This is a genomic window from Streptomyces sp. ALI-76-A, assembly GCF_030287445.1.
Classification (GTDB): Bacteria; Actinomycetota; Actinomycetes; order Streptomycetales; family Streptomycetaceae; genus Streptomyces.
Map to the genome: position 1 here is coordinate 5,665,045 of NZ_JASVWB010000002.1, position 22,984 is coordinate 5,688,028.

At 71.0% G+C, this 22,984-nt stretch carries 24 protein-coding genes and 2 pseudogenes; 17 read left to right on the forward strand and 9 right to left on the reverse strand.

The window, feature by feature from the left end:
• Positions 1-5: 5 nt before the first annotated feature.
• The 7 genes from QQS16_RS26410 (at position 6) to QQS16_RS26440 (ending at position 4,573) form a co-directional block, all read left to right on the forward strand.
• Complete coding sequence (locus QQS16_RS26410) at positions 6-821, forward strand: response regulator (RefSeq protein ID WP_286064400.1); 816 nt, start codon at positions 6-8, stop codon at positions 819-821.
• A 139-nt stretch (positions 822-960) separates the two neighbouring features.
• Positions 961-1,155: a Flp family type IVb pilin gene (locus tag QQS16_RS26415; RefSeq protein WP_286064401.1), complete on the forward strand. Its 195-nt coding sequence runs from the start codon at positions 961-963 to the stop codon at positions 1,153-1,155.
• The gene (locus QQS16_RS26420) at positions 1,152-1,751 is read left to right on the forward strand and encodes a pilus assembly protein TadG-related protein (protein WP_286066461.1); all 600 of its coding nucleotides are present in this window, start codon (positions 1,152-1,154) and stop codon (positions 1,749-1,751) included. The genes QQS16_RS26415 and QQS16_RS26420 overlap by 4 nt, the downstream gene beginning before the upstream one ends.
• 34 nt (positions 1,752-1,785) lie before the next feature.
• Positions 1,786-2,367, forward strand: coding sequence for a hypothetical protein (locus QQS16_RS26425; RefSeq protein WP_286064403.1), 582 nt, complete (start codon positions 1,786-1,788; stop codon positions 2,365-2,367).
• A gap of 8 nt (positions 2,368-2,375) precedes the next feature.
• Positions 2,376-2,993: an OmpA family protein gene (locus QQS16_RS26430; RefSeq protein WP_286064404.1), complete on the forward strand. Its 618-nt coding sequence runs from the start codon at positions 2,376-2,378 to the stop codon at positions 2,991-2,993.
• A 128-nt stretch (positions 2,994-3,121) separates the two neighbouring features.
• Complete coding sequence (locus tag QQS16_RS26435) at positions 3,122-4,156, forward strand: alpha/beta hydrolase (RefSeq protein ID WP_286064405.1); 1,035 nt, start codon at positions 3,122-3,124, stop codon at positions 4,154-4,156.
• Positions 4,157-4,387: 231 nt separating this feature from the next.
• On the forward strand, positions 4,388-4,573 hold the full coding sequence (locus QQS16_RS26440) for a hypothetical protein (protein ID WP_286064407.1): 186 nt from the start codon (positions 4,388-4,390) through the stop codon (positions 4,571-4,573).
• Positions 4,574-4,705: 132 nt separating this feature from the next.
• On the opposite strand, the pseudogene QQS16_RS26445 reads toward QQS16_RS26440, so the two are convergent.
• A pseudogene (locus QQS16_RS26445) lies at positions 4,706-5,071 on the reverse strand (DUF192 domain-containing protein); the annotation flags it as partial.
• A 152-nt stretch (positions 5,072-5,223) separates the two neighbouring features.
• Between QQS16_RS26445 and QQS16_RS26450 the strand changes: the two are divergent.
• Complete coding sequence (locus QQS16_RS26450; protein ID WP_286064409.1) at positions 5,224-6,102, forward strand: LLM class flavin-dependent oxidoreductase; 879 nt, start codon at positions 5,224-5,226, stop codon at positions 6,100-6,102.
• Positions 6,103-6,158: 56 nt separating this feature from the next.
• Here QQS16_RS26450 and QQS16_RS26455 read toward each other — a convergent pair whose 3' ends face one another.
• Positions 6,159-6,671, reverse strand: coding sequence for a DinB family protein (locus QQS16_RS26455; protein WP_286064410.1), 513 nt, complete (start codon positions 6,669-6,671; stop codon positions 6,159-6,161).
• Between the two features lie 50 nt (positions 6,672-6,721).
• Here QQS16_RS26455 and QQS16_RS26460 point away from each other — a divergent pair, with 50 nt between their 5' ends.
• The 5 genes from QQS16_RS26460 to QQS16_RS26480 all read left to right on the forward strand — a co-directional run bounded on the left by QQS16_RS26460 (position 6,722) and on the right by QQS16_RS26480 (position 13,392).
• Positions 6,722-7,585, forward strand: coding sequence for a class I SAM-dependent methyltransferase (locus tag QQS16_RS26460; RefSeq protein ID WP_286064412.1), 864 nt, complete (start codon positions 6,722-6,724; stop codon positions 7,583-7,585).
• A gap of 772 nt (positions 7,586-8,357) precedes the next feature.
• Positions 8,358-9,131, forward strand: a complete 774-nt coding sequence (locus tag QQS16_RS26465) for an isoprenyl transferase (RefSeq protein WP_286064414.1) — start codon at positions 8,358-8,360, stop codon at positions 9,129-9,131.
• Positions 9,132-9,455: 324 nt separating this feature from the next.
• A complete protein-coding gene (gene phoH2, locus QQS16_RS26470; protein WP_286064416.1) occupies positions 9,456-10,781 on the forward strand; it encodes an RNA 5'-3' helicase PhoH2 in 1,326 nt (441 codons plus the stop codon).
• Between the two features lie 416 nt (positions 10,782-11,197).
• Entirely contained in the window at positions 11,198-11,902 is a 705-nt protein-coding gene (locus tag QQS16_RS26475; RefSeq protein WP_502963845.1) for an aggregation-promoting factor C-terminal-like domain-containing protein, read from the forward strand.
• A gap of 149 nt (positions 11,903-12,051) precedes the next feature.
• Positions 12,052-13,392 (forward strand): AI-2E family transporter, encoded by a 1,341-nt coding sequence (locus tag QQS16_RS26480; RefSeq protein WP_286064419.1) that lies wholly within the window; start codon positions 12,052-12,054, stop codon positions 13,390-13,392.
• 118 nt (positions 13,393-13,510) lie between these two features.
• Here the strand turns inward: QQS16_RS26480 and QQS16_RS26485 are convergent, their stop codons facing one another.
• The gene (locus QQS16_RS26485) at positions 13,511-14,044 is read right to left on the reverse strand and encodes an alkyl hydroperoxide reductase (RefSeq protein ID WP_286066462.1); all 534 of its coding nucleotides are present in this window, start codon (positions 14,042-14,044) and stop codon (positions 13,511-13,513) included.
• A gap of 4 nt (positions 14,045-14,048) precedes the next feature.
• Positions 14,049-14,603, reverse strand: coding sequence for a peroxiredoxin (locus tag QQS16_RS26490; RefSeq protein WP_286064422.1), 555 nt, complete (start codon positions 14,601-14,603; stop codon positions 14,049-14,051).
• A 174-nt stretch (positions 14,604-14,777) separates the two neighbouring features.
• On the opposite strand from QQS16_RS26490, the gene QQS16_RS26495 reads away from it, so the two are divergent.
• From QQS16_RS26495 to QQS16_RS26510, 4 genes and pseudogenes are all read left to right on the forward strand, one after another.
• Positions 14,778-15,731, forward strand: a complete 954-nt coding sequence (locus tag QQS16_RS26495) for a LysR substrate-binding domain-containing protein (RefSeq protein WP_286066463.1) — start codon at positions 14,778-14,780, stop codon at positions 15,729-15,731.
• Positions 15,732-15,946: 215 nt separating this feature from the next.
• The gene (locus tag QQS16_RS26500; RefSeq protein ID WP_286064424.1) at positions 15,947-16,747 is read left to right on the forward strand and encodes a MarR family transcriptional regulator; all 801 of its coding nucleotides are present in this window, start codon (positions 15,947-15,949) and stop codon (positions 16,745-16,747) included.
• Between the two features lie 193 nt (positions 16,748-16,940).
• Positions 16,941-17,339, forward strand: a complete 399-nt coding sequence (locus QQS16_RS26505) for a roadblock/LC7 domain-containing protein (RefSeq protein WP_286064425.1) — start codon at positions 16,941-16,943, stop codon at positions 17,337-17,339.
• 19 nt (positions 17,340-17,358) lie between these two features.
• A pseudogene (locus QQS16_RS26510) lies at positions 17,359-17,771 on the forward strand (hypothetical protein).
• Between the two features lie 121 nt (positions 17,772-17,892).
• Here QQS16_RS26510 and QQS16_RS26515 read toward each other — a convergent pair.
• From QQS16_RS26515 to QQS16_RS26535, 5 genes are all read right to left on the reverse strand, one after another.
• Positions 17,893-20,232: an ABC transporter permease gene (locus QQS16_RS26515; RefSeq protein WP_286064426.1), complete on the reverse strand. Its 2,340-nt coding sequence runs from the start codon at positions 20,230-20,232 to the stop codon at positions 17,893-17,895.
• Positions 20,229-20,918 (reverse strand): ABC transporter ATP-binding protein, encoded by a 690-nt coding sequence (locus QQS16_RS26520; protein ID WP_286064427.1) that lies wholly within the window; start codon positions 20,916-20,918, stop codon positions 20,229-20,231. The genes QQS16_RS26515 and QQS16_RS26520 overlap by 4 nt, the downstream gene beginning before the upstream one ends.
• On the reverse strand, positions 20,915-21,439 hold the full coding sequence (locus QQS16_RS26525; protein ID WP_286064428.1) for a PadR family transcriptional regulator: 525 nt from the start codon (positions 21,437-21,439) through the stop codon (positions 20,915-20,917). Before QQS16_RS26525 ends, QQS16_RS26520 begins: the two co-directional genes overlap by 4 nt.
• Positions 21,440-21,585: 146 nt before the next feature.
• On the reverse strand, positions 21,586-21,840 hold the full coding sequence (locus tag QQS16_RS26530; protein WP_286064429.1) for a type II toxin-antitoxin system antitoxin: 255 nt from the start codon (positions 21,838-21,840) through the stop codon (positions 21,586-21,588).
• Positions 21,837-22,772, reverse strand: a complete 936-nt coding sequence (locus QQS16_RS26535; RefSeq protein ID WP_286064431.1) for an SPFH domain-containing protein — start codon at positions 22,770-22,772, stop codon at positions 21,837-21,839. The genes QQS16_RS26530 and QQS16_RS26535 overlap by 4 nt, the downstream gene beginning before the upstream one ends.
• Positions 22,773-22,984: the final 212 nt, after the last annotated feature.

Sequence of the window (22,984 nt, forward strand, 5' to 3'; positions counted from 1 at the left end):
CACCGATGACATCGACGACGACACACGCGAGGACTCCCTCGCCCCCCACCGCCGGCCTCCGGGTCGTCGTGGCCGACGACAACCCCGTGGTCCGCGCGGGCCTGACCGCCCTGCTCTCCGGCCGCCCGGACATCACGGTCGTGGCGGAGGCGGCGGACGGCCACCAGGCGTGCGAGGCGACGTACGACCACCGCCCCGACGTCGTCCTCCTGGACGTCCGCATGCCCGGCATGGACGGCATCGCCGCGCTTCCGTACCTGGTGGACATCGCCCCGGTGATGATGCTGACCTACAGCCGGGAGCCGGAGATCGTGGAGGAGGCCCTGCGCCGGGGCGCCGGCGGGTACCTGGTCCACGGCGAGTTCACGGCCGACCAACTGGTCTCCGCCGTACGGGACATTCAGGCGGGCCGTGCCCACTTCACCCACACGGCGGCGGGAGCGCTGCTGGCGCAGCTGCGTGCGACCAGTGCGAGTGCATACGAAGTTCACCGTTCCGTTTCTTCTCGTCAGAGAGGAGAACTAGTGGCCGTGCCAGGCGATTTACCTCCATCGAGGCACCTGCCCCCACTCGATTCTCCGGAAAGTGCTTCACGAGTGCAACCGGATGTGGGACAGTCGGATCGGGCGCGATTCCGGCTGAGTACGAGGGAGGCGGAGATCATGGACCTCATCGCATCGGGCATGACCAACCAGCAGATCGCCGCCGCCTGCTTCATCAGCGAGAAGACGGTCAAGAACCACATCAACCGCATCTTCGCCAAACTCCACAGCACGAGCCGCGCCGAGGCGACAGCCAAGTGGCTCCGCGGGGCGGGGTGACCTGTGCTGACGCGAGGGGGAAGCGGCGGGGGTCGTTTTTGGGCCCGGATTTGGGCCCGAAGGCCCTCGGCATGGCGGGGTGTTCCGTCGTACGTTGAGCTGATCGCTCGCCGGTCGGCCGCCATCGGAGGGGAACACCATGAGCAACTGGATCAACACGACCATCTCGTACTTTCAGTCCCGCGCTGCCCGCAACGACAAGGGGCAGACGGCGGTGGAGTATCTGGGGATCATCGCGGTGGTGGTGGCCATTGTGCTGGCGATCACGGGGACGGACATCGGGCAGACCATCTTCGACGCGATCACGACGAAGATCGCCGAGGTCACCGGCTGACGCAGCGCCGTGGGCAGGGCGACGCGGGGCAGGCCTTCCCCATCTACATCACGGTGGTGGCGGGTCTGCTCCTTCTCGCGTTCGCGTACCTCGCGGTCGGCCAGGCCGCGGCGAATCGGAACAGCGCCCAGACGGCGGCAGACGCGGCGGCACTCGCAGCTGCCCTGGACACCAGGGACCAACTCGCCGATGAGTGGGTGCAGAACGTACTCGACCCGACCAAGTGGCAGGCCATCTTCGACGGCGAGGGCGTGCCGTTCGACGGGTGCGGGCGGGCGGACCAGCTCGCGGCGCGAAACGATGCCACCGCTGTCTGTGGCGTGGCGCCGGGTCTGCCTCCGGGCTACACGGTCGACGTCGAAACGAACGAGCCTGTCGGAGACTCCATCGTCCCCGGCACCGAGAGCGTGCATTCGAAGGCGAGTGCCACGGCCGTGATCGAGCGGCTCTGCACGTTCGAGCCACTCGCGGAGGACGCAGGCGAAGACGTGCTGCCGCAGCTCGACTGCAAGGACAAGCCGTGGAGCCTGGACCCGGACGATCTCACCGTTCTGCCGGAACCGGAGGACCTCTTCGACGTCCATCTGGCCGACTGACGAGCGAATGACGAGTGATGAAGGAAGCAGAGTGATGAGCATTCGGTTCACGGCGAAGGCCAGCAGGGCGGTGGTCGCGTTGACACTCGCGACCGGAGTGGCTCTCGGCGTGGCCGGCTGCGGTGGTGGAGGCGACGACGACAAGAAGCCGGAGAGTTCGGCGTCCTCCTCCAAGGAAAGTGGGTCTCGACCGAGCACGCAGGAGGGTGAGTCGGAAGCGCCCCTCGCGGAGTTGAGGGGACCTGACGGACTCGTACTCGAGATCACCTCCGCCGAGCGGGATTCCGGCGGTTTCGTCACCGTGAACGGAATTCTGAAGAACGACGGCGACAAGGGCGTGGCGATCCCTGCCTCGCTGAGTGGCAACGAGACCGAGATCATCAGGAACGGTCGGTCCCTCGGCGGCGCGACGCTCGTGGATTCGAAGGGGAAGAAGCGGTACTACGTGCTGCGCGACACGGATGGCCGTCCGCTGACGACCACGGGCTTCTCCACAGTGAAGGCTGGCGAGACCGTGGCCGTCTTCATGCAGTTCCCCGCGCCCCCCACCGACACGACCGACGTCACCTTCCAGCTCCCCGCCTTTGCCACCGCCTCCATCCAGATCTCCGGGTGAGGCCACCCATGACCCACGTGCGCCTCAGCCTGATCCTCACGGCAACCTCCTTTCTCCTGGCCGGGACCACCATCTCCGCCCAAGCCGCCGACGACCCCAGCGTCCCCCCCGGCACCGAACCCACCGCCTCCGCCCCCGTCAACGTCGACGCCAACGACCCCGACCTGAAGATCCCCGAGGGGGCCACCCTCGCCGAGCCCAAGGTTCTGGACATCAAGCAGGTCGTCGAGGACCAGACCGGTGACGAGCGGCGCGAGGACACGAACGCGGACGTGAAGTTCGCCTTGCAGGCCGAGGTGTTGTTCGGCAAGGACAGCGCGAAGCTGAGCGCGGAGGCGCGGGCCCGTATCTCCTCGATCGCGGAGGAGATCAAGACGCAGAACGCGACGAAGATCCGGGTCTTCGGGTTCACGGACAACCTCGGTTCGTCCGCCCACGGCGACGTCCTGTCGAAGCGGCGCGCCAACGCCGTACAGGCGGTCCTGGGCCAGGAACTCAACGACGCGAACGTCACGTTCGAGGTCCGCGGCTACGGCGAGCAGTACCCGATCTCCTCCAACGCCACGGAGTCCGGCCGCAAGAAGAACCGAAGGGTCGAGGTCTCCTTCCCGCGCACGGAGAACTGACCTCACCCCGGCACACACGTGACCGCACTCGTGGCGGGGCCGGCGGCGTCGGGGTGTCGGTACGTACACCGTCCACCGGGTGGCCAGAGCCATCGTGCGGCGCCGCCGCTGTTCGTAACGTCGCCGGTATGGCTGACAACGGAGAACTCGGCGGCGTCGACGGCGCAGGCAGCAGGAGTACCCGCACCGACACGGACACGGCCGGCGCCGCCTCGCGGCGGCAGGCGTTGCGACGGCTCGCCGGGGTGGCGGGCGGGGCCGCGCTCGCCGTCGGCGTCGGCGCGGGAACCGCGCGGGCGACCGGACGTCCGCGCACCGGCGTGCGCACGTACGTCCTGGTCCACGGCACCCACAGCGCCGGCGCCTTCTGGACGGCGATCGGCCGGGAACTGGCGCTGCGCGGACATCGCGTGGTCGCGGTGGACCAACCCCTGCACGGCACCGAGCGGTTCGTGCCGCAGGCGTACCGGACGCAGGACCCGCGCGCTCTCGCCACGGAGCCCTCGCCGGTCGCCGCACTCACCCTGGACGACTTCGAACGACGGGTCACCGACGCCGTACGCCGGGCCGCACGCCTCGGCGACCCCGTGGTGCTGGTCGGGCACAGCATGGGCGGTCTCTCGGTGAGCAGGGTGGGGGACGCCGTCCCCGAACTCCTCGCCCACATCTGCTACATGGCCGCCTTCTGCCCGAGCCGCACCATGCCCTCCCTGAACGCCTGCGCGACCTCGCCCGAAGGGCAGCGCGCCATCAGCCCGGTGGACCAGGTCGTCGGGGATCCGGAGAAGCTCGGGGTGCTGCGCCTCAACTGGCGCACCTCCAGCCGCCGTGACCTCGTGGTGTTCAAGGAGATGATCTGCGCGGACCGTACGGACGCCGAGTTCGAGCGCGAGCTGGAGGGCCTACAGACGGACGAGTCGCTGACCGCGTACGCGGACCGGGCCGTCGGCCGCGCGGGCACGTGGGGACGGATCCCCCGCACCTATCTGCGGTTCGGCAAGGACCGGACCATCGCCCCCGAACTCCAGGACCGCATGATCGCGGAAGCCGACGCCCTCACCCCGCACCGCCGCTTCAGGGTCCACGACTTCCCGGACGCCGGGCACCTCGGCCCCGCGGACCCGGCCCGCCTGACGGACGTCCTGCACGGTCTGCGGGTGTAGCCGCGACCGCGGTGGGCCGCGGCACGCCCATCCTCAGCACCTTGAAGGACCCTGAAGGCGCCCTGAAAGCACTCCCAAGGCACCCGAATATCCGGACGGCACGAAGGAACCGCGGTGACCCTCGCCCCTTGAGCCGAAGTCGAGAGCGTTCTGCGGCAGCAGCGGTACGTCACCGACGTCCTCGTCCCCGGACAGCTCGAACGGGACGGCGCGCTCCCGCTGTTCAAGCCAGTGACCGTCGCGGTGTTCGTCGTCCTCGACGAGGGGGTGCTGCGGATCGAGAACGTCGAGGACCAGGCCCAGCTGACCGCGAGCGTCGTCGCGTCCGTCTCCCCGGAGGACATCGGCTTCTTCGACGGTCGGCGCCGCCTCACGGCGGCAGGTGGGGTGGCGGAGCTGCCCCCGGCAGTCGTGTAGCGCACCCGGCTATTCCGCCTGCGGCCGTTCCGGCGGCCGTTCCGGCGGCCGTCCCTCCGGCCGTCCCTCCGGTCCCTCTCCTGGCTCTTCCTCGTCCTCCGCCCCGGCCTGTTCGCCGGGACCGACGTGGACCTCCACCCTGACCTCCACCCGCACCCCGGCCCGCAGCCCCCACCCCGCCATCGCCCCGGCCTCCGCCTCCAGCACGTGCCGGGAACGCAGCCGGGGGAGACCGAGCCGCCCCGGCTTCATCGTGCGGACGGCGAGGACGCGCAGGCCGCGGTCGAGGTACGCCACGTCGATGGGCATCCGCATGCCGAACGTGTGCACGCTGCCGGCCGGGGTCAGCAGCATCGCCCCGTCGACGGTGTCCCGCCCGAGCAGCCCCTTCGTACGGGCCCGGTAGGAGGCCGCGATCTCCAGGGGCACGCCGGCCCGCCCCGCTCCCTGCCCGTCGCGCACCACCAGTCTTCCCCGTCCGTCGAGCCAGCGCCCCACGCAGGTCACCTCCCCGTGCCGCTGTGCGATACCGAACGAACGTAGCCGACCCGGCCGGCTCCGGGACCGTGGTGAGCGGACCGGGGGCCACGGAGCTCGCCGACTCGCCCGCGCAGGGTCGTGCGCCCGGCGAAGGGGGTAGGGAAGCGCTCATGACCACTCTCGGAGCCGTGTTCCGCCCCCAGCTGCCCCCCGAACGCCTGCGGTCCGTCGCCCGTCTCGCCGATGACGTCGGCCTGGAGGAGCTGTGGCTCTGGGAGGACTGCTTCCGCGAGGGCGGGATCTCCGCGGCGGCCGCCGCCCTCGCCTGGACCGAGCGGGTGCGGGTCGGCGTCGGACTGCTGCCGGTGCCGCTACGGAACGTCGCCGTCACCGCGATGGAGGCGGCCACCCTGCACCGGCTGTTCCCCGGCCGGGCCGTGCTCGGCGTCGGGCACGGGGTGCAGGACTGGATGGGGCAGGTCGGCGCGCGGGTGGAGTCCCCGCTGACGCTGCTGCGCGAGCATCTCGTGGCGCTGCGCGCTCTGCTGCGGGGGGAGACCGTCACGACCGACGGACGCTACGTCGCGCTGGACGACGTCGCCCTCGACTGGCCGCCGGCCGGTGACGGCGACATCCCGGTGCTCGCCGGGGCCACCGGGCCGCGCACGCTGCGACTCACCGGCGAGGTCGCGGACGGCACCGTACTCACCGCGGCCACCACGCCCGACGGCGTACGGCGGGCGCGCGATCTCATCGACGAGGGGCGGGCGGCCGCCGGGCGGACCGACCCCCACCAGGTCGTCGTCTACCTCCTGACCGCCACCGGACCGCACGCCGCCGCCCGGCTGCGTGCCGAGCTGACGGCCGAGAAGCTGCACCCGGCACCGGACCTCGGGGTCGCCGGGCACGCCGGTGCGGTCGCCGAGGCCGTCCAGCGGATCGCGGAGGCGGGCGCCGACGCGGTGATCCTCCAGCCGACGGGCGACGAACCGGACCCGGAGGGATTCCTGCGGTTCACGGCGGAGGAGGTCCGGCCCCTGGTGCCGTGACGCGACCGCGACCGCGACCGTCACCGCCACCTGCCCGCGCCGACCGGCTCCACCGTTCAGCCCGGGCGGTGGTCCCCCGTCGCCCCGTCGACGAGTTCCCGCACGATGTCCATGTGCCCCGCGTGTCGCGCGGTCTCCTCGAGCATGTGGACCAGGACCCAGCGCAGGGACACCGCGTCGCCCTGCCGCCACGCCGGCCGGCCCAGGTCGTCCAGCGAGCGCTCGGCGATCATGCGGTCGGCGGCGGCGCGGGCACGGCCGTAGAACGCGACGATCCGCTCCGTCGTGTCGTCCTCCGTCCGCATGTCCTCCTCGGTGTACGGGTCGAACCAGAGCGGCTCGACCTCTCCGCCGAAGGTCTCGACGAACCAGCCGTACTCCACCGAGGCGAGGTGCTTGACCAGCCCGAGCAGGGTCGTCCCGGACGGTGTCACGGGGCGGCGCAGCTGCTCGTCGTCCAGCCCGTCCAGTTTCCACAGCACCGCGTCCCGGTGCCGGTCGAGCCCGGCCCGCAGTGTCTCCTTCTCCCCGCCCGCGTACGGCATGCCCGAAGCGCCCTCAGTCGTCATGCCCCGAAAATTAACAGCGCCCACTGACAGCGCCCTGCGACGATCGACGCATGGACCACCCAGCCGCCGATCGGCCTGCCGCCGCCGACCACCCAGCCGCCGACCACCCAGCCGCCCACCGGCCTGCCGCCCACCGATCACGTGGTTTCGCGGATCTCGTGGCCGAAGGCGCCGCCGTTCCCACCGAGGGCTGGGACTTCTCCTGGTTCGAGGGACGGGCCACCGAGGCGCGGCCCTCGTGGCGGTACGCGCGGTCGATGGCCGGGCGACTGGGCGGTGCCACCGCCGCGCTCGACCTCCAGACCGGGGGAGGAGAGGTGCTCGACTTCGCCCTCGGCACCGCGGCCCCCGAGGCGCCCGTGCTCACCGTCGCCACGGAGGGCTGGCCGCCGAACGTCGCCAAGGCCACCGCCCTGCTCCGCCCACGCGGTGTCGCCGTCGTGGCGAGCCCGGACGACGCGCCCCTGCCCTTCGCGGACAGGACCTTCGACCTCGTCGTCAGCCGGCATCCGGTCCGCCCCGACTGGCCGGAGATCACCCGCGTGCTGACGCCCGGCGGCACGTACTTCGCCCAGCACGTCGGCCCCGCCAGCGTCTTCGAACTCGTCGAGCACTTCCTCGGCCCCCAGCCGGAGGCGACCCGTGAGGGCCGCCACCCCGACCGGGAGCGCGCCGAGGCGGAAGCCGCCGGGCTGGAGATCGTCGACCTGCGCGCCGAACGCCTCCGTGTCGAGTTCCACGACATCGCCGCCGTCGTCCACTTCCTGCGGAAGGTGGTCTGGATGGTCCCCGGCTTCACCGTCGAGGCGTACGGACCGCAGCTGCGCGCGCTGCACGAGCGGATCGAGTCGGAGGGGCCGTTCGTCGCCCACAGCACCCGCCACCTCTTCGAGGCCCGCAGACCACGGCGCTGACGCCCGTGACCGCCTGGCCGGACACCCGGGACCGCGTGGCCGGACAACCCGGAACCGCATGGCAGGCGCCCGGGGCAGCGTGGCCGGGAACAGCCGTTTCGGCCGCCGTGTGCTCGCCTGCTGCCCCAGGAACCCCAGGGGTCATGACTCCTCCATCACTCCCTGTGTATCCATGGCTGCACGCGGTTTCCGCATTGTTATCCCAGGCGGGTCGCATCCTCTCCGCATCTCACGTAAGTTCGGACCAAGGTAATTCGCGTGAGCAAAGCTGCGCGGCGGTACCGCGCAGTGGAGGGGGCTGCGCGGTGCCGTGTCCCGGTCGTACCGGCGTCAAGCCGACGTTCGCGGGGCCTTCACCCACCGGAGGGAACCATCTTCCCCGGCACACCCCGGGAATCCGCCGCGATCCGGCCATGAACCCGAGGTCAAGAGGCCTTTCCACCCTCACCGCGCCGTCGCCGCGTGACTCCGGAGAGTAGTGGTGGCGCGCCGAAGCACGCAGCATCACTCACGAAGGGTTATGGTGGGAACCCCCCCTCGGGCCGGTCCGTCTCCCCCCCCACGGACCGGCCCGTTTTTTGTGCCCGTACGGGGAACCCGTCAGGGGCGGCGCCCGAAGCGCCCGAGCGCACCACGCAACCCGCACCCACGGCGCCCGTCCCTCAGCGCACCGGACCGCCCGCCGCCCGCACCCCGAATAACGCGATCGGGCCGCGCGGCGCTACGCTTTCGGGCGCGGGGACCGCCACCGCACGGAGGGGCTGACAAACACGTGAACCTGCGCGACACACTGCGCAGCCTGCTCGTCAGGCTGTACGCACGCCGGGTGGAAGGTCACCTGGACCACGCCCAGGTGCCCAAGCACATCGGCGTCGTCATGGACGGCAACCGTCGCTGGGCGAAGGCCGCCGGGTCCACCACCGCCCAGGGTCACCGCGCCGGTGCCGTCAAGATCGAGGAGTTCCTCGGCTGGTGCAGCGAGACGGACGTCGAGGTCGTCACCCTCTGGCTGTTCTCCACCGACAACTTCGACCGGCCGCAGGACGAGCTCGTCCCGCTCTTCGGGATCATCGAGGACGTCGTCCGCTCCCTCGCCGCCGACGGCCGCTGGCGGGTGCACCACGTCGGCGCGCTCGACCTGCTGCCGCAGGGCATGCAGCAGGCCATCAAGGAGGCCGAGGAGACCACCGCGACGATCGACGGGATACTGGTCAACGTCGCCATCGGCTACGGCGGCCGCCAGGAGATCGCCGACGCGGTCCGCTCGATGATCCTCGACGCCGCCGACAAGGGCACCTCGATGGAGGAGCTCGCCGAGTCCGTCAGCATCGAGACGATCGGCCGCCACCTCTACACCGGCGACCAGCCCGACCCCGACCTGGTGATCCGTACCAGCGGCGAACAGCGCCTGTCCGGGTTCATGCTGTGGCAGACGGCCCACTCGGAGTACTACTTCTGCGAGGTCTTCTGGCCGGCCTTCCGCAAGGTCGACTTCCTGCGCGCCCTGCGCGACTACGCGGCCCGTCACCGCCGTTACGGCGGCTGAAGGACGGCGTCCCAAAGGGCTGCGTCTACCCCCTTTGGGGGGGAAGTAACAAGGAGTTCACCAGCGCGCCGTCATGCGCGTCGGCATGGCACCGCGTGTTCGAGGGCATAAGCCAAGCAGGTCGACGCCCGAACCACGGGTGTCGGATCTCAGCGGACGGCACGGGGCCGTCCGCCCGGGAGGCCCTTTGCACCAGCTCGACCGTGCGGTTCCAGCACGGAAGAAGCAGTGGAGGGCCGGTCCCCGGCCCGCGCATCGCGGCCGACGACCGGTCCAGCTCCACTCCGTCGCTCCCCGACCTCATCCGAGGGGGTACGTCCTTCCGTGGTGACCAGCACAAAGCGCCACAAGCCCGACCGGCGCACTTATGTTCTCGACACCAGCGTCCTGCTGGCCGACCCGCACGCCCTGAACCGCTTCGACGAGCATGAAGTAGTGCTGCCGATCGTCGTGGTCACGGAGTTGGAGGCCAAGCGGCACCACCCCGAACTCGGCTACTTCGCCCGGCAGGCCCTGCGCCTGCTCGACGAGTTCCGGGTACGGCACGGTCGCCTCGATGCCCCCATCCCCATCGGGGATCTCGGCGGGACCGTCCGTGTCGAGCTCAACCACTCGGACCCCAGCGTGCTGCCCAGCGGCTATCGCCTGGGGGACAACGACTCCCGCATTCTCGCGGTCGCCCGCAACCTGCAGGCCGAGGGATTCGACGTCACTGTCGTGTCGAAGGATCTCCCGCTCAGGATCAAGGCGTCCTCGGTCGGCCTCCTCGCCGAGGAGTACCGTGCCGAGCTCGCCATCACGGACTCCTCCGGCTGGACCGGCATGTCCGAACTGACCCTGCCCGGCGAGCAGGTGGACGTCCTCTTCGAGGAGGGGCAGGTCCACGTCCCCGAGGCGGCCGACTTCCCGGTGCACACCGGACTGATGATCCAGTCGGAGCGCGGGAAGGCACTGGGCCGGGTGACACCCGAGGGCAACGTCCGGGTGGTGCGCGGCGACCGGGAGGTGTTCGGCATCAAGGGCAGGAGCGCGGAGCAGCGCATCGCGCTGGACCTGCTCCTCGACCCGGACATCGGGATCGTGTCCATGGGTGGCCGGGCCGGCACCGGAAAGTCGGCGCTCGCGCTGTGCGCGGGACTGGAGGCGGTCCTGGAGCGCCGCCAGCACCAGAAGGTGATGGTCTTCCGCCCGCTGTACGCGGTGGGCGGGCAGGAGCTCGGCTATCTGCCCGGCTCCGAGGCCGAGAAGATGAGCCCCTGGGCGCAGGCGGTCTTCGACACGCTGTCCGCGGTCACCAGCCGCGAGGTCATCGAGGAGGTCACCGCACGCGGGATGCTGGAGGTTCTCCCACTCACCCACATCCGCGGCCGCTCCCTCCACGACGCGTTCGTGATCGTGGACGAGGCACAGTCGCTGGAACGGAACGTCCTGCTGACCGTTCTGTCCCGGATCGGCGCCAATTCGCGGGTGGTGCTCACCCATGACGTGGCCCAGCGGGACAACCTGAGGGTGGGCCGGTACGACGGTGTCGTCGCCGTCGTCGAGAAACTGAAGGGACATCCGCTCTTCGCCCATGTCACGCTGACGCGGTCCGAGAGGTCCCAGATCGCGGCGCTTGTGACCGAAATGCTCGAAGACGGGCACATCTGACCGCTCGTGTTCAACGTGCGGTAGCTACCCGTCGGTTAGCGCCGTCCGGAAAGGCAGTGAGCCTAGCCGGGCGGCGCCTTCGCGTGTGGAGCTTTCTCGGAATCCCCAGGGGCAAACGGGATGTGAGCTTTCACACGCAACTCAGAATTGCCTAGCGGCGTCGGGTTACGGCAGAGTCTCACTCCTGTCAGGCCCCGCATACGACACACCTGTACCCCCAGCGGTACGGCACCACAGAAACACCAGCCAACTCCATACCGTCGTCGTATGCCGCCCGAGTCTCACACGGCGCTCCTCGCAAGGGAGTTGCCCACCGGGCCCGCGCCTCCCGTGACCCCGTAGTTGGGAGGCCAGTGCCAGGGGCACGATTGCGTCCGCCAGGGTCACCGAAGCGGACGATGCTGGAAGGAAACCGTGTGAGCCCGATTTCGGTCCGGGGATTCGCAGTGGCCTCGGCCACGGCAGTCACCGCTGTCGGAAGCGTTGTCGGAGTTGCCTCGGGAAGCACCGCGCAGCCGACTGACGCGGAGACGATGGCAGCCGACTCGACGCTCCTCGCGGACATCCCCGCGGGTCAGCAGGCTCAGGTGCAGACCGCGTTCACGCAGCAGGCCGACACTCAGGCCATCGCCGCGGACGCGAGCGCCAAGAAGGTCGCGGAGGAGTCCGCCCGCAAGGCGGCGGCCAAGACCGCGCAGGAGAAGAAGGAAGCCGCCGAGAAGGCGGAGCAGGCGGCCAAGGAGCTCGCCGAGGCGAAAGCCAAGGCCGAGGCCGAGACCAAGGCGAAGGCCACCAGCAACACCTCCAACTTCCCGGTCAAGGGCTCGTACTCCATCGCGGAGATCCAGGCGATGGCGCGTTCGATGGTGCCGAGCGGCCAGTGGCAGTGCTTCAGCAACATCGTGGACCACGAGTCCGACTGGAACTACCTGGCCGTCAACCCCTCCTCCGGTGCCTACGGTCTCTTCCAGGCTCTGCCGGGTTCGAAGATGTCGTCGGTCGGCTCCGACTGGCAGACCAACCCGGCCACCCAGATCAAGTGGGGCCTCAACTACATGGACAGCCGGTACGGCAGCCCCTGTGAGGCCTGGTCCTTCTGGCAGGCCAACAACTGGTACTGAGTACCCGGGCCGCAGGCTCCTGAGCCCCGGCCCCGCCTCGACCTCGCGCAGCCCCTCCCCGTCCTAGGGGGAGGGGCTTTCGCCCTGTACGGTCTGACCGGACGAGACCAGGGGGAGTGGTGGGGAAAGACGGGGGAAGAGGACGGAACATGTCGCGAGTGCCAGGGTGGCTCGGTCGGCTCGGTGCCGGACTGACCGACATGGGTGAGCGGTTGAACGAGCGCCGGGCGAGGGCGGAGCGGGAGGACGACGAGGCCGGACCGGCTCCGTTCCCCCACGACGGACCGCACCCCGTCGGCCACGTTCCACCGCCTCCGGACCACGCTCCCGCCGTCGCGGCCCGCCCGGACCCCGCCCAGGCCGTGCCGTGGGGCATGCGGGTGGCGGCGGAGGCCGGCTGGCGGCTGCTGGTGCTGGCGGGCACGCTCTGGGTCCTCATGCGGATCATCAGCGCCGTACAGCTGGTGGTGCTGGCGTTCGTGGCGGCGCTGCTCATCACGGCGATGCTGCAGCCGACGGTGGCCCGGCTCATGCGGCTCGGCTTCCCGCGCGGACTGGCCACCGCCCTGACCGCGGTCCTCGGGTTCGTCGTCATGGGCCTGATCGGCTGGTTCGTCACCTGGCAGGTCATGGAGAACATCGACAACCTCTCCGACCAGGTCCAGGACGGCATCGACGAGTTGCGCAAGTGGCTGCTCAACAGCCCCTTCCACGTCACGGACAAGCAGATCAACGACATCGCCGAGAACCTGCGGGAGGCGGTCGGCGCGAACACCGACCAGATCACGTCGGCGGGCCTGGAGGGCGTGACGGTCGTCGTCGAGGCGCTGACCGGCATCCTCCTCGCGGCCTTCTCCACGCTGTTCCTGCTCTACGACGGCCGCCGCATCTGGGAGTGGACGCTGCGGCTGGTCCCGGCGGCGGCGCGGCCGGGGGTGGCGGGCGCGGGGCCACGGGCGTGGCGGACGCTGACCGCCTACGTCCGCGGCACGGTGCTGGTGGCGCTGATCGACGCGATCTTCATCGGCCTGGGCATCTACTTCCTGGACGTCCCCATGGCCGTTCCGCTCGCCGTCTTCATCTTCCTGTTCGCCTTCATCCCGCTGGTGGGCGCGGTGGTCTCGGGCGCGCTGGCGGTCGTGGTCGCGTTGGTGACGCAGGGCGTGTTCACGGCGGTCATGACGCTCGCGGTGGTGCTCGCGGTGCAGCAGATCGAGGGCCACATCCTGCAGCCGTTCATCCTGGGCCGGGCGGTGCGGGTGCACCCGCTGGCCGTGGTGCTGTCGGTCGCGGCGGGCGGCATGGTCGCGGGGATCGGCGGTGCGGTGGTGGCGGTGCCGTTGGTGGCGGTGACCAACACGGTGGTGGGGTACCTGCGGTCGTACGCCCAGGAGACGGCGCTGAAGCAGTCCCCGCGGCCGAGAGGCGCCACGGCGATGGAGGCGGCGCCGGTGCAGTCCCCACCGGCGGACCCGCCGCCGGCCCCGTAGCGGGAAGGCCGTCGGGCCGGCTCCGGGCGGGGCGAACACCCCGGGCCCCGCCCACCGTCGAGGATGCTGTTGGTCGTCGAGGTGAACGGGGCCCGGGAGTCGGGTCGGGGGCAGGGCCCTACTCCGCCAGCACCGCCTCCGCGTCCAGCGTCACGCCGACCGCCTGGATCACGGACGCGATCTTGAACGCCTCCTGCACGACCTCACGCTCGACGCCCGCCTTGCGGAGCACCTGCTCGTGCGAGTCGAGACACATCCCGCACCCGTTGATCGCCGACACCGCGAACGACCACAGCTCGAAGTCGACCTTGTCGACCCCGGGGTTGCCGATGACGTTCATGCGGAGTCCGGCCCGCAGGTTGCCGTACTCGTGGTCCGACAGCAGGTGCCGCGTGCGGTAGAAGACGTTGTTCATCGCCATGACCGCCGCGGCGGACTTCGCCGCGGTGTACGCCTCAGGCGACAGGTTCGCCCTCGCCTCCGGCGCCAGCTCCCGCAGCACGATCGGGGAGCGGGAGGCGATGGCCGTCGCCAGCACCGTGCCCCACAGCTGCTGCGCCGGCAGCTCGGAGTTGCCGATGACCGAACCCAGGTTGAGCTTCAGGTCCTTGGCGTAGTCCGGCAGGGCCGACTTCAGGGAGTCCAGCGACATCGGATCACTCACCCGCCAGCAGCTTGACCGGGTCCAGCGTCTCGTCGCCCTTGCTCCAGTTGCAGGGGCACAGCTCGTCCGTCTGGAGCGCGTCCAGGACCCGCAGGACCTCCTTCGGGTTACGGCCCACCGAACCCGCGGTCACCATGGAGAACTGGATCTCGTTGTTCTGGTCCACGACGAAGACCGCGCGCTTGGCGAAGCCGTCCTCGTCCTCGATGCCGAGGTCGCGCATCAGCTCGTGCTTGGAGTCGGCCATCATCGGGAACGGCAGGTCCCGCAGGTCGTCGTGGTCCTTGCGCCAGGCGTGGTGGACGAACTCGGAGTCGCCGGAGAAGCCGAGGACCTGGGCGTCGCGGTCAGCGAACTCGTCGTTCAGCTTGCCGAAGGCGGCGATCTCGGTCGGGCACACGAAGGTGAAGTCCTTGGGCCAGGCGAAGATCACCTTCCACTTGCCCTCGTAGGTCTTGTGGTTGATCTTCTCGAACTCCTTGCCGGTCTCCAGCGAGACGCAGGCGGTCAGCTCGAACTCGGGGAACTTGTCACCGACAGTGAGCACACGCTCTCCTTGCAGCGAAGGGAAACACCCCAATTGCCCGGGCGTTTGCCGTGGGTTGGACTCTCACGATCGTGGCACACGGTGCATTGATCGCGGAAATAGCTACACTCGGTCGAGTTGATCGGGAACTGCTATCAGTGACGGAGTGAGACGGTGAGCAAGGCCGTGAGCAAGGTGGCCGACAAGCGGAGACAGCCCAGTCTCGCCCAGCTGCGTGCGTTCGCCGCCGTCGCCGACCACCTCCACTTCCGGGACGCGGCCGCCGCCATCGGCATGAGCCAGCCCGCCCTCTCCGGTGCCGTCTCCGCACTGGAGGAGACGCTCGGCGTCACCCTCCTGGAGCGCACCACCCGCAAGGTGCTGCTCTCGCCCGCCGGTGAGCGGCTCGCCGTCCGCGCCAAGGCGGTGCTCGGCGAGGTGGGGGCGCTGCTGGAGGAGGCGGAGGCGGTGCGGGCGCCGTTCACCGGGGCACTGCGGCTCGGGGTCATCCCGACCGTCGCCCCGTATCTCCTGCCCACCGTCCTCAGGCTCGTCCACGACCGCTATCCCGACCTCGACCTCCAGGTGCACGAGGAGCAGACCGCCAGCCTGATCGACGGGCTCGCCGGCGGGCGCCTGGACCTGCTGTTGCTCGCGGTGCCGCTCGGGGTCCCCGGGGTCGTCGAACTGCCGCTGTTCGACGAGGACTTCGTGCTCGTCACGCCGCTCGACCACCGGCTCGGGGGCCGTGCGGGCATCCCGCGCGAGGCCCTCAAGGAACTCAACCTGCTGCTCCTGGACGAGGGGCACTGTCTGCGCGACCAGGCGCTCGACATCTGCCGGGAGGCGGGCCGCGCGGACGCGCCCGTCACCACCACGGCCGCGGGACTGTCCACCCTGGTGCAGCTGGTGGCCGGCGGGCTCGGGGTGACGCTGCTGCCGCGCACGGCCGTCCGGGTGGAGACGACCCGCAGCAACCAGCTGCGCACCGGCTGCTTCGCCGAACCCGCCCCCACCCGCCGGATCGCCCTCGCCATGCGGGCCGGCGCGGCCCGCGGCGCGGAGTACGAGGAACTGGCGGCCGCCCTCCGCGAGGCGCTGCGTCCGTTGCCCGTACGGGTGGTGGACGCACCGGAGACAGACGTCTGACAATTGTTCACATGACCGCCGTACAAAGGCGGTCGGGCGTCCTGTACGGGCAACTTCCGTCACCTGGCGACAGCTCGGAACACCCCCGACGGAATATGCGCCCGGCCTGATACACATTCCCCCTCCAGCGCTACACATCAGGCGTGTGTGCGACAGGCCAAGGGGAGTGATGTCGGGCTACGAGCTGCTCGCGTCGGCGCTGACCGAGTGCGGGCGTGAGCGCTTCACCGGGAAGGTGCGGATCGCCGGATCCCCGGGCGGCACCGTCCACTTCCGGGACGGACTCGTCGTCGCCGCGGAGTCCCCCGGCGCCCCGGGCCCCGGAGGCCCTGCTGCTGCGCTCCGGACGGGTCGGCGGCGAGCAGTGGGCGGAGCTGGTGCGGGAGTCCGGCGGCTCGCGCTGGCCCGCGGCCGGACTGGTCGCGCACGGGTACGCGGGGGCCGCCGAGCTCAAGGTCCTCTGTGTGATGGCGCTGCACGACGCGGCCTTCGCGATCGCCGCGGGCCGGGCGGACGGCTGTGGAGGCGCCCCTGCCACCGAGCCGTTCGCCCAGGTCGCGGTGGGCGAGACGCCCTCCCGGGTCCTGCGGGAGGCGGCCCGCCGCATCGCCGCCCTCGCCGTCCTGCCGCACCCCGCGCACCCCGACCGGGAACGTCCCGTTCCCGTGCCCGGCACCGGCGGGGTGCCCGCTGCCGGCGGTTCGTCCGCCCCGCCCACCGCGCTGCGGCGGGCCCTGCTCGCGTACGCCGACGGCCGCCGTACGGCCCGCGACCTGGCCTTCCGCACCGGGCACGGGGTCTACACCGTCACCGTCGAGGTTGCCCGGATGCTCGCCGAGGGACTCCTGGAGTGCCCCGCGGAGCCCCCGCCGGTCCCGGCCCCGCGCACGCTCACCGACGGTCAGGGCGTGCGCCCGCGGACACCCCCGTCACCCCCTGGGTCCCACCCGTCCCCGGTCCCGTCCCCGCCCCCGGCGTCCTGCCCCGCCGCGGACCCGGCAACTTCTTCCGCCTGAGGAACGGAATCCCGAAATGACCGCACCGAAAACATCCCGCCGCATTCGCCGAGGACCGCATTCGCCGAGAACTGCTCACGCCGCTGACCCCTTACGCCGGGGAATGCCCGACGAAACGCCGACGAGTACATCGCGATGAGCAAGCCGAGACACGCCCCGATCAGATGCGAACAGGAATAGGAACGTCGATGCCATGGATCACGAAGCCCTCATTCTCGAGATGCGCGGCCTGCGCGAACGGGTCGCCGGTGTCACCGACACCGCCGTCGCCGCCGTCGACGGACTGCTGATCGCCGCCGACACCGCCGCCTCCATCGACCCGGAGTCCCTCGCCGCCCTCGCCGCGGCCGGTCTCGGCCTCGCCCGCCGCACCGCCGAGGTCACCACCCGCGGCACCCTGCGCCGCACGGTCACCTACGGCAGCCACGGCTGTGCCGCGTTCTACGCCGTCGGTGACACCGCGCTGCTGGTCGTCCTGGGCGACGAGGGCATGGACGTGGACGACCTGAACCGGGCGGCCCAGCCGACCCTGCGCCGTGTCGGGTCCCTCCTCGCCGACCCGGCACCCGAGAAAGCGGTCGAAGGAGTCTGAAGGGAGGGCGACGAAACGTATGGCCTCCGGTTTCTCCGACCAGGTGATGGGCCTGGTCAAGTCCCTCCGCACCGACGCCCCCGACTGTGTCGCCTCCGGCGTGGTCGACATGGCCACCGGCCTGCTGCTGTCCTACGAGACGGTCGACAACCACCCGCCGGAGGTTCTGGACCTGCTGGCGGGCGCGACCCTCGACCTGTTCCAGGGCCGGACGGTCGTGATGATCGAGGACGTCTTCAAGGAGCGCCGCGGGGTCACCAATGACCAGCACTTCTTCCAGGAGATCCTGGTCAACAGCGAGAACCTCACGCATCTGTTCGTGCGATGAACGAGCAGCAGGACATCGTCGCGGTGGTCGTCTGCCGCAAGTCGGTGAACGTGGGCATGCTGTTCGCCCAGGTCCGCCGGGTGGTCCGGGAGTACGGCCTCTGACCGGCCCGCCCCGGACGCGACCGGCCCGCCCCGGACGCGACCGGCCCGCCCCGGACGCGACCGGCCCGGCCCGGCCCGTACTGGGCCGGGCCGGGCCGGCGGGCCGCGGCCGGACGGGTGGCTACTCCGTGCGCAGCCCGTCCGGCCGCATCAGCCGCAGCAGCGGCGGCAGGCTGAGCAGCGTCACCACCACGACGACGGCGGCGCCGACCCCGGTCATCGACAGCACACTCGGCCAGTCCACCCGGACCGTGGTGTCCGTCATCCGCAGCAGGACCGCGCCCAGCGTCAGCCCCACCACCGAGGCCAGCAGCAGACCCAGCGCGATCGGGATCGCCGTCTGCCACAGCACCGACAGGCTCAGCGTGCGCCGCCGGGTGCCGAAGGCGACCAGCGCGGACAACAGCTTCCTGCGTTCGCGCAGTTGCTCCAACTGCGACACCAGCAGGCTCGCCCCGATCAGCGCCAGCACACACGCGGCGCCGACGAACAGGCCGGTGCGGATCGCGGTGTAGCGGTCGGCCCGCTCGACCGACTGCCAGACCATCGGCTCGCTCAGCGGGTCGATGGTCGCCGCCGTGTTCCGCACCAGGTCGCGTACGTCCGGCACGGACTCGTCGAGCCGGAGGTACACCTGCTTGCTCAGGGCCGGCGCGGCCGCGGCCGGCAGCGCCTTCGGGGTGGCCAGCAGGCCGCCCCGCTTGGACCCGGTCGGATCGAACCGGGTCCGCGCCTGCTTGAGATCGGCGGGCACTGTCCAGGGGATCTCCCTGCCCTCCGGGCCACCCTCGTAGGACGGGTCGACATACAGCGTCCGGCCGGCCTTCGCGAGTTCCGGGGTGCTGGTGTCGTAGTCGGCGCCCTGGACGGCGAACACGTCACCGTCCCGGCACGAGGGCAGCACGGCCACCTCCCGCAGCGACGCGCAGTCCCCGACGGTGACCTGGGAGCCCAGTTCCGGATCCTTGGCCCGCTCGCCGACGGAGCCCTCGGAGTACGCGTACACCTGACGTACGCCCTCGGTGCGCCGCAGTTTGTCGGCGGCCCTGTCGAGCGGCGTCCCGCTCGGTACGCCGACCTGCATCTGGGCCCGGGTCACGTCGTAACCGGTGTTCTTGGTGTAGTCGCTCTCCACGCCGGCGAACAGCATCTGCAGGGCGATGGCCCCGGCCACCGCGACCGCGATCCCGTTGACCATGCGGGCCGCCGTACCGCTGCTCAACTGGAGTCGGCGGATCGCCAGTTGCCAGGCCACGCCGCCTCCGCCGAGCCGGCCGACCACCGCCTCGACGGTCCACGGCAGCAGCGCGGTCACGCCGATCAGCAGCAGGATGACGCCGCCGGTGACCAGGTACTGGTTGAAGTCGCCGCCGTCGCGCCCCTGCCCGACCATCGGGTAGAGCATCGCGAGCCCGGCCAGCGGCAGCAGCAGCCGCCACCACAGCCGGCGCCGCGCGGGCTTCGCCGTACGCACCACGCCGAGCGGTTCGATGACCACGCCGCGCAGCGCGAACAGGGTCACCAGGACGGCGGCGGCCGGTACGGCGAGCCCGACCAACAGGGCGAGGGCGGGGGAGGGGGTGAGATCGCTCGGGTACACGCTGACGTCGAACACCTCGACCGAGCCCGCCACCTCGCGGCCGATCAGGAAGAAGAGCGCGCCGAGGACCAGCCCGAGCACCGCGCCCGCGAGGGCCTCGCCGGCCGCGATCCGCCGGGTCGAGCGACCGTCGGCGCCCACCAGCCGCAGCGCCGCGAGCCGCCGGTCGCGCCGCTCGCCGCCGAAGCGGACGGCCGCGGCGATGAACACGGCGACCGGCATCAACAGGACGACCAGGACGACCAGGACGAGCAGGAGCAGGACGGGATCCCACTCCTCCGACGTCTGCTGGGAGACTCCGAACCGCTCGATCCGCGCCACCCCGCCTCCGCCGAGCCCCTCGGCGAGGCCCTGGCCGCCCCGGTAGAAGGCCAGCTCGGCCGGGCCGATCAGCCCGCTCTCGCCGATCGTGCCGACGATCCGCTGCGGCAGCCGTTCCCGCAACAGCTGCCCGGAACCGGACTCCAGGAGGTCCTTCAGCGCGGGTGAGACCACCATCTCGCCTTGTGCCGGGAACGTCCTCACCCCCGGTGGCAGCGGCGCCCGCGGCCCCTCCGGCTCCAGCTCCCGTCCCCGGACGTCCTTGTCGCGGAACCTCGTGCCGGTGTTCGCGATCAGCAGGGAGTGGTCCGACCTGGACACCTTGGTGTCGGTGTCGCCGTAGCGGAGGTCGTTGCGCGCCTCCTCCCGGTCGCTCCGGGCGGTCAGCGCGGCCGGCAGCGCGGTCGTCAGCAGCAGCAACGCCACCCCGAGCCCGACCCCGACCGCGGTCAGCACCGCCCGGACCCACCCCTCGCGCCCGCCGGCGAAGGCGAACCGGAGCCCCATGCCGAGGTCTCGCGCCCACTGCCGCACGTTCATACGACGCGCTCCATGTCCCGGGACTTGCCGTCGCGTACGACGATCTCGCGGTCGGAGTAGGCGGCCACCCGGGCCTCGTGCGTGACCAGCACGACGGCGGCGTTGGTGGACCGGGCCGCGTCCGTGAGCAGGTCCATCACGCGCTCGCCGTTGAGCGAGTCGAGGGCGCCGGTCGGCTCGTCGGCGAACAGCACCCGTGGGCCGGTGACCAGCGCCCGCGCCACCGCGACCCGCTGTCCCTGTCCGCCGGACACCTCACCGGGCCGCTTCTTCCTCAGGTCGTCGACCTCCAGCCGCTCCATCCAGGACAGCGCCGTCCGTTCGGCCTCCTTGCGGGAGGTGCCGTTCAGCCTGAGCGGCAGGGCCACGTTCTCCACACAGGTCAACTCCGGTACGAGCTGCCCGAACTGGAACACGAACCCGAACTCGCTGCGCCTGAGCGCACTGCGCCGGGCGTCGCTCATGGTGGCCATCTCGCGCCCGTCGTACAGGATCGACCCGGAGTCGGGCGGCACGATCCCGGCGAGACAGTGCAGCAGCGTCGACTTGCCGGAGCCGGAAGGGCCCATCACGGCGACGACCTCGCCGGGGTGGATGGAGAACTCGGCGCCGTCCAGGGCCAGGGTCGGGCCGTACGCCTTGCGCAGGTCGGTGGCGGCGAGCAGGGAACCGGTGGGATGCGTCACCTGGCCACCGCCTCGGCGAGCTTGTCGAGTCGCGCCGCCGTCAGCTCCAGCCAGCGCAGGTCGGCCTCCAGGTGGAACAGCGCGTGGTCGCAGATGAGCTGGTCGGCGAGATCGCCCTTGCGCTTGCGGTCGGTGAGGATCCGCATCATCCGCAGGTGCTCGGCGCGCTGCGTGTCGAGGATGTCGGCCGCGTCGCGCCGGGTCAGCAGGGCGAGGACGACCTTGGTGTACAGCGTGGACTGGAGGTACGGCTCGGGCTTCTCCGGCGTCGCGAGCCACCGCTGGACGTCGGTGACGCCGGCCTCGGTGATCGCGTACCGCTTCCGCTCCGGCCCGTCGCCGGGCTCGATGCCGTCGACCTCGACGAGGCCGTGCTTCAGCAGGCGGGACATCGTCGAGTAGACCTGGCCGTAGTGCAGCGGCCGGTCGTGACCGAACTTCTCGTCGAAGGCCCGCTTCAGGTCGTAACCGTGACGCGGGCCGGACTCCAGGAGCCCCAGGAGGGTGTGACCGATGGACATGGCGAGGACTCTACACACGGTGTATACCCGGCATGTATACGCCGCGTGCGGGGAGCGTGGCGGGGCGTACGGGACCGCAGGTGAGGGCCCATTGTCACAGTTCCGCTACACGCGCCGGCCTCGTGGAAGGACGTGGGCGAGGCCCGTCAGGCCGACGGGGGCCGGGGGCCGGGATCTCCGGGCGGCCGGCCGCGCCGCGCGATCGGCCCGGCATCCCCCGGCAGGCGTCCGGCGTCCGCGAGCGCCTTGCGCAGCAGGTACTCGATCTGCGCGTTGGCCGAGCGCAGCTCGTCCCCCGCCCACCGCGCCAGCGCCTCGTACACCAGCGGATCCAGCCGCAGCAGCACCTGCTTGCGCTGCTGCGGCCGCCGCTCGGGCGAGGACTCCTCGGGAGGTGTCACTGGTAGAGCGTCCCCGTGTTCAGCACCGGCTGGGGCGAGCGGTCGCCGCACAGCACCACCATCAGGTTGGACACCATCGCCGCCTTCCGTTCCTCGTCCAGCCGCACGATGTCCTGTTCGGTGATCCGGGCGAGGGCCGCCTCGACCATGCCCACCGCCCCGTCGACGATCTGCCGCCGCGCCGCCACGACCGCCCCGGCCTGCTGTCGCTGGAGCATCGCCGAGGCGATCTCCGGCGCGTACGCGAGGTGCGTGAAGCGCGACTCGATGATGTGCACGCCGGCCGCCTCCACGCGCGCGTGCAGTTCGACGGCGAGCTTCTCGGTGATCTCCTCGGCGTTGCCGCGCAGCGAGAGCCCGTCCTCCTCGTGGGCGTCGTAGGGGTACTCGATCGCGATGTGCCGCACGGCCGCCTCGGTCTGGGTGGCGACGAACTCCAGGAAGTCGTCCACCTCGAAGGTGGCCTGCGCGGTGTCCTCGACCCGCCACACCACGACCGCGGCGAGCTCGATCGGGTTGCCGTAGGCGTCGTTGACCTTCAGGACCGCGGTCTCGTGGTTGCGCACCCGGGTCGAGATCTTCTCGCGGGAGGTGAGCGGGTTCACCCAGCGCAGCCCGTCCTCGCGGATCGTCCCCCGGTACCGCCCGAAGAGCTGGACCACCCGGGCCTCGCCCGGCGCCACCGTGTTCAGGCCGCACATGGCGACGAAGGCGGCGAGACCGATCAGGACGCCGCCGACGATCAGAGCGGCCTTGACGCCGGTCGCGGCGACCGTGGTGGCGGTGACCACCATGGCGACGCCGAGCAGCAGCCCGACCAGGCCCAGCAGCAGCGCGAGTCCGCCGCCGATGCTGTGCGCGGCGAACTCCCGCACACGGGGCCTGGGCATCGCGGGTACGTCGGCGGCCGGTGTGGCGTCGTTCGTGGACATGGGAGTCCCCCGTTCTCGTACGTCTGGTGCTGCCCTCTGCTGGGCTATCTAAGTGATATCACTTTAACGGAGGCCACAACCCTTGTCCCCCCTCGTACGTCGGTTCCAGTGGAACGGGTGCTGATTGTCACGTCCGTAAAAGACGGGATCGGGATCTGTTTGTCACATCAAGCGGTGTTAGCTTTCTGAGCTGACCTGAGCCACGAACCTGG

Bases quoted from the DNA above. Each gene is read 5' to 3' on its own strand.
- QQS16_RS26410 (WP_286064400.1), top strand. From the start codon at position 6: ATGACATCGACGACGACACACGCGAGGACTCCCTCGCCCCCCACCGCC.
- QQS16_RS26535 (WP_286064431.1), bottom strand. From the start codon at position 22,772: ATGTCCACGAACGACGCCACACCGGCCGCCGACGTACCCGCGATGCCC.
- QQS16_RS26450 (WP_286064409.1), top strand. From the start codon at position 5,224: ATGACCACTCTCGGAGCCGTGTTCCGCCCCCAGCTGCCCCCCGAACGC.
- QQS16_RS26430 (WP_286064404.1), top strand. From the start codon at position 2,376: ATGACCCACGTGCGCCTCAGCCTGATCCTCACGGCAACCTCCTTTCTC.
- QQS16_RS26525 (WP_286064428.1), bottom strand. From the start codon at position 21,439: ATGTCCATCGGTCACACCCTCCTGGGGCTCCTGGAGTCCGGCCCGCGT.
- QQS16_RS26455 (WP_286064410.1), bottom strand. From the start codon at position 6,671: ATGACGACTGAGGGCGCTTCGGGCATGCCGTACGCGGGCGGGGAGAAG.
- QQS16_RS26435 (WP_286064405.1), top strand. From the start codon at position 3,122: ATGGCTGACAACGGAGAACTCGGCGGCGTCGACGGCGCAGGCAGCAGG.
- QQS16_RS26505 (WP_286064425.1), top strand. From the start codon at position 16,941: ATGGATCACGAAGCCCTCATTCTCGAGATGCGCGGCCTGCGCGAACGG.
- QQS16_RS26460 (WP_286064412.1), top strand. From the start codon at position 6,722: ATGGACCACCCAGCCGCCGATCGGCCTGCCGCCGCCGACCACCCAGCC.
- QQS16_RS26515 (WP_286064426.1), bottom strand. From the start codon at position 20,232: ATGAACGTGCGGCAGTGGGCGCGAGACCTCGGCATGGGGCTCCGGTTC.
- QQS16_RS26485 (WP_286066462.1), bottom strand. From the start codon at position 14,044: ATGTCGCTGGACTCCCTGAAGTCGGCCCTGCCGGACTACGCCAAGGAC.
- QQS16_RS26425 (WP_286064403.1), top strand. From the start codon at position 1,786: ATGAGCATTCGGTTCACGGCGAAGGCCAGCAGGGCGGTGGTCGCGTTG.
- QQS16_RS26415 (WP_286064401.1), top strand. From the start codon at position 961: ATGAGCAACTGGATCAACACGACCATCTCGTACTTTCAGTCCCGCGCT.
- QQS16_RS26480 (WP_286064419.1), top strand. From the start codon at position 12,052: ATGTCGCGAGTGCCAGGGTGGCTCGGTCGGCTCGGTGCCGGACTGACC.